This window comes from Bacteriovorax stolpii, assembly GCF_002872415.1.
In the GTDB taxonomy this organism is placed as follows: Bacteria; Bdellovibrionota; Bacteriovoracia; order Bacteriovoracales; family Bacteriovoracaceae; genus Bacteriovorax; species Bacteriovorax stolpii.
Genome location: NZ_CP025704.1, coordinates 1,176,630 through 1,191,403, shown reverse-complemented (window position 1 = coordinate 1,191,403; position 14,774 = coordinate 1,176,630). Strand labels below are relative to the sequence as shown.

Here is a 14,774-nt window from a genome sequence, read left to right as displayed (position 1 = left end):
AATGAATATTGGAGAAGCATCAACAATTTCTGGAGTGAGTGCAAAACTTATCAGGCATTATGAATCTCTTGGAATCGTACCAAAAGCAGGTCGATCAGACGCTGGATATAGAATTTATAAGGAAAGTGATGTTCATATACTATCTTTTGTAAAAAAAGCGCGGAGCCTTGGATTTTCAATGAAAGAAATAAAAAAACTTGTAAGTTTGTGGCGAAATAAAAGCAGGGCCAGTTCTGATGTCAAGAATCTGGCCCAAATTCATATAAAGCAATTAGAATCAAAAATTCACGAATTACAGATGATGACCAACACTCTTAAGCATTTATCAAACAACTGCCAAGGTGATCATAGACCAGACTGTCCTATTCTAGAGGGACTGTCAAAAAAATGAGAATGCTTAAAAAGATACGCTTGTAACGTCTTTTATTTTAATAGTCTTATCAGGGACTGCGACAAAGCAATTTTTAACGATATTAGCTTCATCCTGTTCAGTTATAATCTGGGTTTTAGTTTCAATCGTTTCACGCTTACCTTTTGGAATTAGATTAACAACTCTAGACTCCCCAACTAATTTTGGACTCACAACAGTTGCTGTTCCCAGCAATTCAGTATGAGTTTTTGGAAAAAATTTTCCTGTTGAATGAAACTCATTATGGTGAAGACTAATGACTTGCCCTTCTTTCGGAAGCATAAATTCATCCGTTTTTACTAGTTCCCTTCCACTTCTACTATTTGAAAAGCGTTTTGTATAAACTTCAATTTTTTGATCTGTTTTAACCTGATCATAATCTTTGCAAATTAATATTTTATTACTTGGTAAAGTTTCGCTTATTCTATGAAAACCGTACGAGCTAACGGGCTGTATAGCTAATAAAAAAACAATAAGAAGTGCAGTTTTCATAAGTTTCGGTTGCATATTTACCTCGTGGTTAAGTTCTAATAAGAATACGCCGCTTACAGCGATATTGTGACATCCGATACTAGCTAGTCTAAAGCGTTAACTTTAGTCTCTTCAATATTAAGTATATACTCTATCTGATGCTCAATAAGGTCCTCTCTGGCATCTAGGTAATCAGCAGTTGCTTCATTAAGCGAAAGTGCTTCCTTTAATCCAAGTCTAAACTCAGAAAAAGTTTTATTCATTATTTCTTTAGAAAGTTCTACTTTACTCTTAGAAATTTCAATCATGCTTTTCAAGTGATCTAACTGAATTACAACTTGCTCTTCATTGGCCTCTAGTTCACGAATTTGATTCTTTTTTCTTAATAAAGCTGACTTTACTTCAGTAGACTTAATTTGATCTTCGATTGAATCAACATTTTTTTCACTAAAAATTGGCAGTGTAACTTTGAGACCGACAACTTGTTTGTCACCATCTTCTTCTTCTAAAAATTCGCCATTCACATGATTTGTAAGAGACTTTTCAGCATAGAGGTTTACCCTTGGCATTCTCCATAAACCACTGGATTTTTTTTCGGCATTTATAAGCGCTTCGTTTGATTCCACTATGGCCAAATCAATTTTCCTCGAATTAGGGGAATAATTAAACTTTGAGATGTCTAACTCACCAACAATCTCAATTTTTTCATTCTTATCTAAAGCAAAGATATTCTTTAAATGACTATAGGTAACTTTTAATTCGTTATCTTTTTTTATCCTTTGCTCGCGTAATTCTAATTCAATTTTTTTAAATATCAGCTCTTCCGATTTTGGACTTAATCCACTGGCAACTTTCTTTAATATCAAATCTCTATTATTTTTATTAATTTTTTCATGCTCTGTTAAAATTTTAATGTCTTCTAAAATTTTCAGGGCATCGAAGTAGTATTTTTTGGCCTTGAAAACCTGCTCATTATAAGACCGTTTAAACTCTAAACTGTTTGTCTCGTAACTAAGATTATTAATCTTATTCTTTTCAACATCCCTAAAACCATTAAAAAGATTAACGTTAGCAACGACACCTGCGCTAGGATTTTTGCTGATCTTATTCATATGCGAATCTTCACCTATCGCATACACTGAAACTTCAGGAACAAATGTCGTTGCCAAAGACCCTATCCTTACTTTGGAAGAATTAAGAGTTTCTTGCCTGACCTTTACTTCTAAATTCGATTCAATAAGTCTTACTATTTGATCGTAGTCGATAATCATAAGATTTTCCTTATAAGGTTTAGTTCTCTAACGGAAAAGATACTTGTTCTTCTTGACCATTAATTTTCAACACAATATTCAATTTGAAGTGCTTTTCTTTTTTTAAATCTGTAGACACACTAAGGTTTGCACCATGAGATTCAAGTTTCAGAGGAAGTTTTTTACCCTTTACATCAGCAAAAGCTAAAACAATAAAATTAGGTGAAATCAAATTTTTATAATTATGATCTGTTACATAAATTTCTATCTTTTCATCCTGAACAATTTCGACAAAAGCATTCTTTGATTTTTTCACAATGCCTCCATGCAGACTTTTTGTTGCACCTGTATCGTGTCCTTCGTGCGCATGAATTGAAAGTGAAATAAATGCAAAAACCATGGCCATTGCTGTCTTTTTAAAACTCATCGGAATCTCCTCGTGTGTTTATTTCTAAAGCTTTTTTACCAAAATTATAAAAGATAACTGGTGTGACGATAATGTCTAATAAGGTTGAGCTAAATAGCCCTCCTACAATAACAACTGATAGCGGGTAAAGAATCTCTTTCCCGGGCTCACCACGGGCCATAATTATAGGAATTAAAGCTAGAATTGCAGTTAAGGCAGTCATCAGTACTGGAACCAATCTTTCCAATGATCCACGAATAATCATATCTTTATTAAAAGATTCACCTTCATATTTAACTAAATGAATATAATGCGTGATCATCATAATACCATTACGGCTTGCAATTCCACACAAGGTTACAAAAGCAACTAAGCTCGCAAGTGAAAATGTTTTATCTGTTAAATAAACTGCAACAATACTACCAATGAGTGCGAGAGGAATATTTATCATTACCTGCAATGCAATCATTGAAGATTTAAAATGCATATAAAGGACTACGAACACGCCTACAATCGCAAGTGCACTTAACAACATCAGGAGCTGCATACCTTTCTTTTGAGATTCGAGCTGTCCATCATAATTAATAAAATACCCTTCTTTAAGTTTGAGGTTCTTTAATTTCATTTCAATAGCACTAACTACCGTCTCAACATCAGTGTTTGATGTGTTTGCAGAAACGACAATTCTTCTTTGAGCATTCTCACGATTAATAATATTTGGCCCCGTAGCCTCATAAACTTCTGCAACCTGGGATACCCTAATCTTTGTCCCATCTGGAAGAATCTTAATAACTGTATTTTCAATTTTTTGAAGATCAGAACGAGAATTATCATCAAAGCGCATAAATATATTGAAATACTTATTTCCATCAAATAATTGGGCGACAACTTCACCCTTTAGAGCTTTTTCTAAACCTGCTGTTACTTCACCAACCGGTAAATTATATTTTTTGGCCATGTCCCTTTTTATTTGAATCTTGATCTGTGGAATTAAAACCTGTTGTTCAACTTGTAAATCTACTAATCCTTTTACATCTTCTAGAAGAGTTTTAACTTCATAGCCTTTTTTTCTCAACGTGTTTAAGTCTGGCCCATAAATTTTTATGGCAATAGCTGCTCTTACGCCGGATAATAAGTGATCCAATCTGTGAGAGATAGGCTGTCCAATGTTAAAAACCACTCCATCGATTGTTTTTAACTTGGCCCTAATATCATTTAAGACAACTTCTTTTTCTCTGATCAACTCTTTTGAATCTTCTTTCTTTTTAAAGTCTACATCTAGTTCAGATGAGTGAACACCTTCTGCATGCTCATCCTGTTCTGCTCTTCCTGTTCTACGAGAAACGGAACTTACTTCTGGGACTGATAAAATTAGCTGCTCAGCTTTTTGTCCAATTGTATTGGATTCCTCTAAGGAGATACCCGGTTGAGCAAGAAGTCCGATAACTGCTGTACCTTCATTAAACTTTGGAAGAAAATCTTTTCCTAATTGAGGTACCAAAGCAAGTGAAAGTAGAAGCATTACTGCCAGTGATGATAAAACTGTCCAAGGTCTATCAAGAGTAACATTCAGAATTTTTCTATCATATTTTTTTAGAAATCTTACTAGGAATCCATCTGGCTTTTCAAGTACGTCTGATTTTCCCAAGAAAAATGAGCAAAGAACTGGGGTAACTGTAAGTGAAACAAAGAGTGAAGCGATAAGTGAGACAATGTATGAAATCCCTAATGGAATGAATAGTCTTCCTTCCAAACCACCAAGAAAAAATAATGGAATCATAACTAAAACAACAATTATTGTAGCAAATACTATTGAATTCCGAACCTCAGAAGAGGCTTCAAAGATAACCGTTAAGACACTTTTCTTATTGTCAGAGTGTTTATTCTCTTTCAGGCGTCTAAGTACGTTTTCAACATCAATAATGGCATCATCGACCAGCTCACCAATCGCGATAGCAAGACCACCAAGAGTCATTGTATTAATTGAAAGACCAAAAAACTTTAAAACAATAAATGTGACAACAAAGGATAATGGAATAGCAGTCAATGTGATAATAGTTGTTCTCACATTCATCAAAAATAAAATAAGTACAATAACAATGAAGATACCTGCGTCTCTCAAGGCTTCTTCAACATTCGTAATTGAGTTCTTAATAAAATCTGCTTGCTTGAATAAATGAGGGTGAAGTTTAATTCCTTTAGGTAGAGATTTTTCAACACTGGCTAAAACGCTTTCAATATTTTCAGTCAAATCAATTGTGCTGGCCCCGGGTTGTTTTGCAATACTAAGAATTACGCCTGGACCACCATTAATACCCGCATCACCTCTTTTGATTTGAGCATCAATTTCTACTTTGGCAATATCCTTTACTAAAACACTTCTCCCAAGATGAGTTCCAACAACGGTTAATTCAATATCTTCAATATTTTCTGCACGTGCAAGATTCCTAATTAAATACTCTTGTCCTTCTTTATTTAAATATCCACCAGTTGTATTTTGACTTATAAGATTGAGATTTTTTTCAACTTCATCTAAATTCAATTGGTAAAAATTTAATTTCTCCGCAGAAATTTTTATCTGAAACTGCTTAACTCCACCACCAATTGATATTACTTGCGAAACACCAGCAATACTTAATAAACGTGGCTTTATAACCCAATCTGCATAAGTTCTTAAATCGACCGGTGTAAGTTTCTCATCTGAATTTTTATCCAATGAAAGCCCAATTAGCTGAATTTCACCCATGATAGATGATATTGGCCCCATGACTGGTGTAGCATTTGAAGGAAAATGCTCTTTGGCCTCTATTAACTTTTCCGAAACAAGCTGCCTGTTTCTAAATACATCTGTACCCCAGTCAAATTCGACATATATAACCGAGAGACCGACACCAGATGTAGATCTCACTCTATTAACCCCAGGTAGGCCATTTAAAGCATTTTCCAAAGGGACTGTGATTAATGTTTCAACCTCTTCAGGTGCCATACCTTCAGCTTCAGTCATAATATTTACTGTAGGACGGTTTAAGTCAGGGAAAACGTCCACTGGTAAATGAGCAACAATAAATCCGCCATAAATTAGGATTGCAACAGATAGGAAAACAACAACCAGTCTATTCTTCAAAGAAAATTTAATAATTGAATTTAACATGATGTCCTTTAATTATTTATGTCGTCCGATTAATTGAATTAACTCAGTGATTTTTTCTTTAGCTTTATCTTCATCCTTCGAATGAATTGCTTCACTCACACAATTATCTAAATGCGTATTTAGGACTGAAAGCTCTACTGCCTGAATAGCGGCTTTAGCTGCTCTAATTTGAATAAGTATATCAGGGCAATAACGACGGTCATCAATCATGGCCAAGATACCATCAATCTGACCTCTGACTCTTTTTAAGCGAATACCTTCTTTTTTATGATCAGGATGCATGGCATGCTTACATGCTTTATTCATAGAATTGGTTTGGGATAAGATTTTCTTTTGCTTTGGCACAATTATCTCCACATAAACAATTACTTTTAAGTTAGTCACTAAGTTATCATAATACCCCAGGGGGGTGTCAATTGTTTATGGGTATACGCCACTTCTCTGAATTTTGTGACAATGGATAACTCTACTGAGATTTAATAGTAATACGATGGGGAGTACAAAATTGTGACTTGCAATTACTTTGGATAAGATTAAAGCATAATCTCTTGAGGATAATTTCATTTAACAATTTCTTATTGATAGACTCTCATCCTCAGGTATAATAGATGGTAAGTTTTAAAGTATAGAGGGAAAATGGCTAAGAAAAAATCTAGCTCAAAAAAGAGAGCGATCGAACCACACATTCATCATAATCATCCAAACCATACACGCCACTTAAAACAATTGGCACGTGTTAGAGGACAAGTTGATGGTATCGAAAAGATGATAACGGAAGGCAGATATTGCATAGATATAATTAATCAGCTTAAATCCATAAGTGCCGGTGTAAAGATAATTGAATCAGCTATTTTTGAAGCTCATTTGAAAAGTTGTGTTCAAGAGGCTTTTGCTTCAAATAATCCAGATGAGATTGAAGATAAAATCAATGAAATTAATAAACTAGTATATGGCCCTAAGTCGAAAGGATGAGTTTCTAGCTTTCGGCTTAGGTTATCCACAAGCTCATTAGCATTATAACGTCCTTCCTTTTTGAATTCGCCATTACTGAATATATTTTACAGAGTATGGGAAATTAATTTAAAGCGAAGTGTACTAACAAGGTATGATTTGTTCATTATTTCAAAAGAAGTATGATGACTTCTCACCCATTAGCTTATCGATAAATACCTAACCATTTTAATTATAGCATTATCTTGTTAGTGAATTGAATTTTGAATAAATATTCCATGCCAATGGGGACTTCTCAGACCGCTGACTAATAAGTTGCTCGGAATCTTTCAAATATTTTCTTTTGCTATTAATAATATTGTACTTATCTTCTAGTTCCCACTCATCGATTTCTTTTGTTTCCCAATTAAAAGTTCCATTAGGATCATATTTATTAAAAGCATCATTCAAATAACTGATGGCCACATTTCTCAAATGCGACTTGTACAAATTTTGCTTTTTTGCCCAAATAACTGCACCGCTGATGGTTTTTTCTATTGCCTTAAATGTTTGTAAGTCATTTAAGTGCCTTTTCAGCTTGAGGATATTTTCAATAGTGCTACTTTTTAACTCTAGTGAAAAATCATGTATATTGGCATATGATTCGGCAAAATGAATAAAATCACTATCTAAGAATTCGCTTTCAAGATTACTTATCTCAACACCTTTAATTAAATTCTTTTCTACAGCTTCAATAAGCTCTGTATTAATAATCGCAAATCTAAGAAATGTATCGGGAACCCAGTCGACACCATTCTCTCGAACATTTTTTTTGTAAATTTCATTGGCCTGTGGCTTAAAAGTATAAGCATCTGTTAAATTATGAAAAAAATCTTTAAAACTCATTTTCTTAAGCTCTAAAGCCTTCCATAAAAATAAATCAATCCATTCTTCAGAAAGCTGGGAGTCTATTTTTTTAAATGAAACTAATCTGTCTAATTTCGCAATATCGGCAGTTGTACTTATTACATCGTCAAGATCATGTGAGTGACCATTTTCTTGGAAATATCTTTGAACATCTGTGTAATGTTCGTAAAGCGTTTCAATCGCTTGATAAGTTTGTGCAAAGTTATCCTTTGTAAAAACTAATCCGAAAACTGTGGAATTGTTTTTATTTCCTGCTTCGCAAGATCTGCAACTACAATCTTCATCTTCAGAATGTCTACATTCGCGGCATTCAGGAACAACCTTCCACGTTTTAAAGTCAAAGCTTCTTCTGCTCAAATCAATAAAAAAATTATGATGACCGCATTTTTCGCAATTTCCATTGGCCCAAGAAATTTCGAAATACATATCATCGTAGCAATTCTCTTCTGTGATTTCATACTTAAAATTGCTAAAATCTTCTTTTAACTCATGAAATTTTTTAAACTTATTTAGAAATTCTTGTTTTTCATCAATTGAATTTTCAAATGTAGATTCCAACTCAAATTTGTATTCATTAACTTCAAAACTACTGAAATTAGCTTTGATGAAAAAGTCTCTATAAAACTCTTTATTAATTTTTAAATTCATATGGGAATGCCTATCATTGAACAATAAAATTTGTCCATGAAATCTGTGAATACAATAGACGAATTAACACGTGGCGCAATGGCTAACGCCTAATAAACTAGATTTTCGACCAACTCATCTGGCATCACTACATCTTTAAGTTCGAAATTCGCCATCACTGAATAGGCTAAGTCACTATCAAGACTTATTGAAAATGGAAGATTAGTACACTGAAGTGCATTTAAAATCATAGCATCAGAAAAGCCTGCTCCAACATCGGAACAAATAGAGATGGCCTCCACCCATGTTATTTTCTTGTTAAAAAGTTCTTTTTGGTCATCGTTGTACATACTCAAATAGCTTATTCTAAGCTTATCCAGCGCCCTGTATTCCATTTCAAGTGGCTTTCTTAAATAAAGGTCACATAAACCTTTCCAAAGCTCCATTCCGGCATTTCCTGAATTGAAAAAGACTTCACGAATTTTTTTAATCTCTCGATCGTTAAAAATTGGATCAGCACCTTGATGAGTTTCTCTATTGTGCAGGATTGCTGACTGTGCACGGATTACTTGCTTCTTCTTGTTAGGTAGTTCGATGCCCGAGCTAGGATGGATGACTGTTCTTAAGCCTTCAGTTAGAAGCAAACGACGATGAAATTCTAAGTATTCTTGAGTTGTATTTACTGTCGTATAAAGAGCTATGCCATTTTTTTCAATTTTATTTTTTATAAACTCGTAAGTTCTTGTATGAAATTTTTTAGGAGAAAAGCTTAATGTGATAATGACATTTGCATCAAGAATTGTCCCATCTATTTTTACTCCACTACTTTTTAATTCTGCTAGATATTCATCAAATTCAGAAAAACGTACAACCTTTCCCATTTCTATCCTTGAACATGTGTCGTATTTGACTCACCCTGGCCTTTAGCTACAATTGAAATGCTCTCTTCATCTGTGTCTGAGTCTTCATTTTCTACTTCACGAGCAAGATCATTAATTCGCTTAATATCCTCTTTTGAAAGAGGTATTTTACGAGCCTTCTCAGTCTCATTAACGAAAGCTTCTACATCACTAATTTGTTTGGTATTCATACCTACTCCTAGATCATTTTGATCTATATTATCACTAAAAACGAGCACCTAATGCTCCGATTTTACTAGCCTCCAGAACCCTCGCCAGACATAGCTCTACCGCCCCCAGATCCATCCCCAAAAAGCTTAATTTTCATGTGCTTTCTCCTTTAGAAAAACAACAAATAAAACAGATAGTAAAAACGCACTTACTGAAATCCACCAAGCATGACTTGCAGAGAGTCCATCAATCCACGAACTACTTACAAAATAACTTATAGCTATCATGGCCTCTACTGAAAAATTCATCATAGATAAACCAGTTGATCGAATATCATCAGGAAAAGAATCGTGTTGAATCGCTTGTGTTGCAGGAAGAAATACTCCTCGTGCTCCTGCCATAATCCAAACGCCAATTAACCCAAAATAAACATTGCTCGTTACTGCACAAATACTCGCTCCAAGTCCCATTACTAAAAGTGACGCTTGAATTCTCGGCATAAAAGAAGTTGGCTTAACTTTTTTAGAGTAATAATGATTAACTGCATATCTTGATAGATATGACCCAGTAGCTAGTGCTGAAAACCACAAATCACTGCCACCTAAACTTTTAATCCAAGGTAGCCATAGTATCCCAAGAATTGATTCTATTTGATTTAACATTCTTACTGGTAGAAGAATTTTCAATTCATGATTCTTAGAAATGTATTTCAATCCTGAAAAAGCTTGGGCCATGAACTCACTAATTTTTTTATGAGATTTTTTAACTTGTTCTTCGTGTACCGAAACGAGAACAAACAAAACTGAAATAAGATAAATTATTCCTGCAACCGCGAAAGACTTTAGCCCTAGCCATTTTGAAAGAAAACCAACAGAGGCACTTGCCAATATATAACTAGCAACTGATGTCTTTTCAATTATGGAAAAGTACTTATTCGAATCAAATGCACTAACCTCTTCGCTCTTAGCATTTGAATAAAGCAGAGCTGAAAGTGCCCCTGATATAAAACTAGAGCCTATTCCATAAACTGCAAATGAAGTGATTACTACAATTGGCCCTTTGTCAGATAAAAGGAACAAGAATAAGGAAAAAGTTTGAATCAAACCACCGATGATAGTTGATTTTTTAGTACCGAATAAATCGGCCCAAATACCAGTAGGTATTTCAAACAATGCCAGGACGACATAAAGAAAGCCGTAACCAATAGAGATAGTTTTGAAGCTTACTCCGGCATTATAAAGAACGGGAGAGGCAGCGATACTAAATAGCATCGCCCCGTAGCCTCTAAGCCCTAAAACTAATCTAGATTTGCTAGTAGAATTCATTGTACCTATTCTTCAACTTGAAAAAACTCTAAAGCAATTATGCACGATCTAGTCTGCTCGTTGTAAATGCCCTTGAAGATTTTTTTACCAATTAGAATTTCACATTCGTTACTAGTTGATTCTGGATCATGACCACCGCCACCACCAACATTATCTAGCTCTTGAACTTGAACAACACTTGCTGTTGGATCGTTTCCACTTCCCCCACTATGTCTTGTAACCTGATATTCACCAATGCCATTTGAAATAAACGCCATTCCTACCGGATCATTCCCACTTCCACTTTTAGCGAAGGCTGATGACGATGGATTCATTGACGACAAAGAAAATGTCAGCATAAATATAGCGAACATCCAAAACATATCGTAAAACTTTAATCTTCTAAATTTCATTCCTTTGATACCTAGCTTATCGTTCTCATTTGAGAATTGCTTTGCTTTAAGCTTCACTTCCTTAAGCATCTCGATTAGTTCCTTACTTTGTTCATCTGTGAAAAAAGCATCAATCGAAAAATAAGTTTTATCTTTCCAGTAATCTTTCTTACCTGTGAATTCTTTCATTAGTTGAAAAACTTTAGAATCTTTCTTAACTTCCAAATCACTGTCGTAACGATAATCAGAATAATTAATATAGTTATCTGGGAAATTAGAAAAATATTTCCCCTCTTCTGTTTTATGAATAAGTCCTGTTTTCAAAAACCTCTCCATAACCGACTCAGCTTTCTTTGGCTCAGTCTCAACAAAATATCTCTTTAGCTCACTCAATGACAAAGGTTGAACTCTAGTCGCATTAAACAATAACAATGAATAATCATCAGCATTGATTTCTTCAATTTGCTCAGGAGATAATCGAACACTCGGTACATCTTTTAGCTCTTTCTTAGCTTCTGCTGATTGAACTGCTGATTCAGTTTCATAATTTTTTTCTTCTTTCATACATCCCTCAGTGTAAATTTTTTAATTTTTTAATATCTTTTTCGTTATTATAATTCTTCTCAATTGGTCTAGGCCTTTGATCATTTTTCATAAATGAAGCAAGACTTGATACCAGATCAAGAAGAGAATCCTTTTTGTTCATATCTGCATCTTTAGCAGTGTAATAGACAGATGCCTCAAGCATTGAAATGATCCTTTTATAATCTTCAAAAGGAATTTCTCTTAATGCTTCTACAATCTTAATCTCTTCACTATAAATAAAGCCGTCACTATTACCTGTTAGCGAATCAACGGGAGTGCCAAGAGCACGAGCAATTCTAATCAACTCACTCGTTGTAATCTCTCTACTACCTCGTTCAATTTTTGAAATGGCCGTACTAGGTAACTGAGCATCTATATCTAAATCAGACTGCTTCATCTGTTTTGCAAGACGAGCTTTCCTTATACGTTCACCAATTTGTGTGTGTTCAATACTCATGGCGGTCAAATTAGCTAATTTAGCAAAAAAAAGTCAACCAAAATAATTTGACGATCAAAAAAAGAATTTATAGAACAGTATCAGTGCTGAAAATTAACAACTTAAAGAACAAGTATGGAAAACAACAGATTTGCTAAATTAGCTAATGAAATTGCGGAGGCGAAAAACCACGCCGAGCGACATACTTTAATTAAGGATGCCTTAGATTATTTGGTTAAAGAATTCAATATAGAGTTCGGTGACTTCAAGGTCTATGTGAGACAAGGAAAAGTTTCAGAACGAATTGAAATAAACAAGTCCCTAAAGATTGATTTAAAAACTCACTAATAAGGTGAGTACATTTACGACCTACCTGAAAAGCATCAGGCGGTTCTTTTAACGACAAAATAATTTTGTCCAAAGGAAAACTATAATGATGCGACCATTTTTTTCAAAATTTATAACATTCAAATTTTCTGGCCAACAATGGCCTTAATCACCATAGGAGATTTTATGGATTATTTTCTCATGCAGAAGTTAAAAAGAATTCGTCTTGAAATTCAAGAACTGTTCGGGATGCTTTCAATCAAAGAGCTGACTACTAATTTGAGATTAACAACTAACTATCAAGTTCTACATCAACAGATGATTAGAATTTAAGGAGGGAAAATGAAAAACATTATTCAGATTATTGAAGAAACATTAAATGCAATTAAACCGTCAGAACTTAGAAAAAATCCCAAGGCCTCTGCAAAGGCCTTAGAGATTAAACGAATGATTGCTGATTTAAAGAGCCATTCAAAAAATCATACAAATCAAGGAGTACTTAAATTTATAAACCCTAAAATGCTGTTCGAAAACTAGAATTTTACAAAAATTAAGGAGAATCAATATGAAGCTAAAATTATTATTGGCATGGGCCCCTCTGTTCCTTTTTGGAGCTTGTTCATTTAAAAGTGATGAAAATAAAGGGCCACCAACCCAAGAAACTAGTGTCACCGAGTTAAAAGTTGATCCAAATGGTGATAGCGATGGAGACAGTGTTAAAGATGGTGAGGAAATCACACGTGGATCAAATCCATTTGTAGCTGATCTTCCAGAACTAAAAATTAAATTCCTTCAAAATTACAAAGTTGAAGTTTTTTATCATCCAAAAAATGGCGATTCAGTCAAAGATCAAAAATCTATCGTTATTGATACAAATGTCAAAGATACAAATCCAGATTTTAAATTCAGAGTCGGAAATGTCTTTGCTCGTGAAAATGCGCTCAAGAAAGCAGCTAGCTTTGCCAGATTCCCCAACCATACAAAAGGAGTTATTGAAGATAGAGATTTTTCATGGGTAAGTTATCCTGATATTGATCCTCGTTTCTTCCATGATAATTCACTTAAGTATCAGGATATTTTCAGTGAATCAAATGTCATTGATAACATCAAGATTACTCTATCTAATCAAGTAAAGCTCAATGAGAGTCCATTCTTTAAAGAGATTAAGGATTTAAAGTTAAATTTCTATTTTCTTAATCACGAAACTGAAAACTATGAACTCTTAAAGACTACGTCGGTAGATCGACACTTCCAATCTGGGATTTTCGAGACATTCGAAAGTGTCATCGAAAATGCTCCAATTAACTTAATTAAGGATAGTTTCTTCAAACGTGGGGAATTCATTATTTCTGAAGTTGATGACTACTCTATCCCAGCGATGGATTCAACTTACAAGATAGTCCTGAAAAGTGTAAAAGCTAAATCTATCCCTGTCCTATTAGAAACTCCCCTAGAAGAAAAGTTTTATTATGTTGCGAGTGGAGCTAGTGGGATCAGATTTCAAGATGCTTTAAAAGTTGCATTCGATCGTAATTATGAAGTGAGAGAAGATTCGTTAATCAAGATCAAAGAGTTTCAAAACAATCTTCCTGAATTCACTTATCTGTCTGATGTGGCAGACAAGGACAAACTTGGTCGTTGGTTTGTAATGACCAATGAATTTAAAGAGCACTACTTAGATCATCTCTACACGCCAACAGATCGCATTGTACTTTCTTACAATGTCGGAAGCGAATTAGCTTATCAGCAGAATGAACAGTTCTATGCTTACGAACCAACGATCACTAGCAATCGAGATGAAATTGTAATGCCACTTGGAAATGCAAATCAAAGATCAATTGTGAACATTCAATTAAAACCAATTAATAGATTTGGAACTGCAATTGAAAATGAAAAGATTCGTTGGGAAACACCTTCGAGCTGTGGAAAAAACTGCATCCCTAAACACATGGTCTGTCATTGGGACATTAATAAATACACAAACTATGATGATGCCCTAACACTAACAACAGACCTAACTGGCGAAGCGGAAAAACTCTATCTAGTTCTTGATGGTGAAGAGTTTAAAATGACCGATCTGCTTAAAGAGAAAAAAATTCAACTCTATAAGGTTGGCAATAGCACGCATCTCGAAATCAAGAATCTCTCTAAGATTAAAGAAATTAAGCCATTCGATGAAGTAAACCTTTCTCTAAAATTAAGAGCTTTAAAAGCGACAACTTTCTTCGGAGTAAAGCTAGTCGGAGTAGAGGGAGATTGGAGAGGTCTAGGAGGATGCCCTTTCAATACTCCTCAAGTGGCAGAGACAAGAGGAACGCAAGTTTCAAGAGACACCTTAGAAGTGGGAGAAATTAATTGGTTAATTAATGATCTTGCTAACCGTGGCTATCCTTACAGATTCAAACTTATGGATTCGGGAGACTACTTTCAAGAAATTAAATTGGGAGTAAGTAGCACAGTTATTAACTACTACAACTAACAAAGGGGAA

The 14,774-nt window shown here is 34.4% G+C and carries 17 protein-coding genes; 6 read left to right on the top strand and 11 right to left on the bottom strand.

The window, feature by feature from the left end; translation table 11 throughout:
* Position 1: 1 nt before the first annotated feature.
* The gene (gene cueR / locus C0V70_RS05900) at positions 2 to 391 is read left to right on the top strand and encodes a Cu(I)-responsive transcriptional regulator (RefSeq protein WP_102242949.1); all 390 of its coding nucleotides are present in this window, start codon (positions 2 to 4) and stop codon (positions 389 to 391) included.
* Between the two features lie 6 nt (positions 392 to 397).
* Here the strand turns inward: cueR and C0V70_RS05895 are convergent, their stop codons facing one another.
* From C0V70_RS05895 to C0V70_RS05875, 5 genes are all read right to left on the bottom strand, one after another.
* Positions 398 to 901 carry a hypothetical protein gene (locus C0V70_RS05895; RefSeq protein ID WP_133566727.1) on the bottom strand — a complete coding sequence of 168 codons (504 nt, stop codon included), beginning with the start codon at positions 899 to 901 and terminating at the stop codon, positions 398 to 400.
* A gap of 83 nt (positions 902 to 984) precedes the next feature.
* Positions 985 to 2,151, bottom strand: a complete 1,167-nt coding sequence (locus C0V70_RS05890) for a TolC family protein (RefSeq protein WP_102242947.1) — start codon at positions 2,149 to 2,151, stop codon at positions 985 to 987.
* Between the two features lie 19 nt (positions 2,152 to 2,170).
* The gene (locus C0V70_RS05885; RefSeq protein WP_102242946.1) at positions 2,171 to 2,557 is read right to left on the bottom strand and encodes a hypothetical protein; all 387 of its coding nucleotides are present in this window, start codon (positions 2,555 to 2,557) and stop codon (positions 2,171 to 2,173) included.
* Positions 2,547 to 5,687: an efflux RND transporter permease subunit gene (locus C0V70_RS05880; protein ID WP_102242945.1), complete on the bottom strand. Its 3,141-nt coding sequence runs from the start codon at positions 5,685 to 5,687 to the stop codon at positions 2,547 to 2,549. Before C0V70_RS05880 ends, C0V70_RS05885 begins: the two co-directional genes overlap by 11 nt.
* 12 nt (positions 5,688 to 5,699) lie before the next feature.
* Positions 5,700 to 6,071 (bottom strand): metal-sensitive transcriptional regulator, encoded by a 372-nt coding sequence (locus C0V70_RS05875; RefSeq protein WP_208107790.1) that lies wholly within the window; start codon positions 6,069 to 6,071, stop codon positions 5,700 to 5,702.
* A gap of 252 nt (positions 6,072 to 6,323) precedes the next feature.
* Here C0V70_RS05875 and C0V70_RS05870 point away from each other — a divergent pair, with 252 nt between their 5' ends.
* Entirely contained in the window at positions 6,324 to 6,659 is a 336-nt protein-coding gene (locus C0V70_RS05870) for a metal-sensitive transcriptional regulator (RefSeq protein WP_102242944.1), read from the top strand.
* Between the two features lie 219 nt (positions 6,660 to 6,878).
* On the opposite strand, the gene C0V70_RS05865 is transcribed toward C0V70_RS05870, so the two are convergent.
* From C0V70_RS05865 to C0V70_RS05840, 6 genes are all read right to left on the bottom strand, one after another.
* Positions 6,879 to 8,192 (bottom strand): hypothetical protein, encoded by a 1,314-nt coding sequence (locus C0V70_RS05865; protein ID WP_102242943.1) that lies wholly within the window; start codon positions 8,190 to 8,192, stop codon positions 6,879 to 6,881.
* Positions 8,193 to 8,281: 89 nt separating this feature from the next.
* Positions 8,282 to 9,052, bottom strand: coding sequence for a hypothetical protein (locus C0V70_RS05860; protein WP_102242942.1), 771 nt, complete (start codon positions 9,050 to 9,052; stop codon positions 8,282 to 8,284).
* A 2-nt stretch (positions 9,053 to 9,054) separates the two neighbouring features.
* On the bottom strand, positions 9,055 to 9,261 hold the full coding sequence (locus tag C0V70_RS05855) for a hypothetical protein (RefSeq protein ID WP_102242941.1): 207 nt from the start codon (positions 9,259 to 9,261) through the stop codon (positions 9,055 to 9,057).
* A gap of 126 nt (positions 9,262 to 9,387) precedes the next feature.
* On the bottom strand, positions 9,388 to 10,566 hold the full coding sequence (locus C0V70_RS05850; protein ID WP_102242940.1) for an MFS transporter: 1,179 nt from the start codon (positions 10,564 to 10,566) through the stop codon (positions 9,388 to 9,390).
* A gap of 5 nt (positions 10,567 to 10,571) precedes the next feature.
* Positions 10,572 to 11,501 carry a hypothetical protein gene (locus tag C0V70_RS05845; protein ID WP_102242939.1) on the bottom strand — a complete coding sequence of 310 codons (930 nt, stop codon included), beginning with the start codon at positions 11,499 to 11,501 and terminating at the stop codon, positions 10,572 to 10,574.
* A 7-nt stretch (positions 11,502 to 11,508) separates the two neighbouring features.
* Positions 11,509 to 11,979: a helix-turn-helix domain-containing protein gene (locus tag C0V70_RS05840; RefSeq protein ID WP_102242938.1), complete on the bottom strand. Its 471-nt coding sequence runs from the start codon at positions 11,977 to 11,979 to the stop codon at positions 11,509 to 11,511.
* 114 nt (positions 11,980 to 12,093) lie between these two features.
* Between C0V70_RS05840 and C0V70_RS05835 the strand changes: the two genes are divergently transcribed.
* The 4 genes from C0V70_RS05835 to C0V70_RS05825 all read left to right on the top strand — a co-directional run bounded on the left by C0V70_RS05835 (position 12,094) and on the right by C0V70_RS05825 (position 14,764).
* Positions 12,094 to 12,306, top strand: a complete 213-nt coding sequence (locus C0V70_RS05835; protein ID WP_102242937.1) for a hypothetical protein — start codon at positions 12,094 to 12,096, stop codon at positions 12,304 to 12,306.
* Positions 12,307 to 12,471: 165 nt separating this feature from the next.
* Positions 12,472 to 12,618 carry a hypothetical protein gene (locus C0V70_RS18970; protein ID WP_158649582.1) on the top strand — a complete coding sequence of 49 codons (147 nt, stop codon included), beginning with the start codon at positions 12,472 to 12,474 and terminating at the stop codon, positions 12,616 to 12,618.
* A gap of 9 nt (positions 12,619 to 12,627) precedes the next feature.
* Positions 12,628 to 12,822 (top strand): hypothetical protein, encoded by a 195-nt coding sequence (locus C0V70_RS05830; protein WP_102242936.1) that lies wholly within the window; start codon positions 12,628 to 12,630, stop codon positions 12,820 to 12,822.
* Positions 12,823 to 12,850: 28 nt separating this feature from the next.
* Complete coding sequence (locus C0V70_RS05825) at positions 12,851 to 14,764, top strand: hypothetical protein (protein WP_102242935.1); 1,914 nt, start codon at positions 12,851 to 12,853, stop codon at positions 14,762 to 14,764.
* Positions 14,765 to 14,774: the final 10 nt, after the last annotated feature.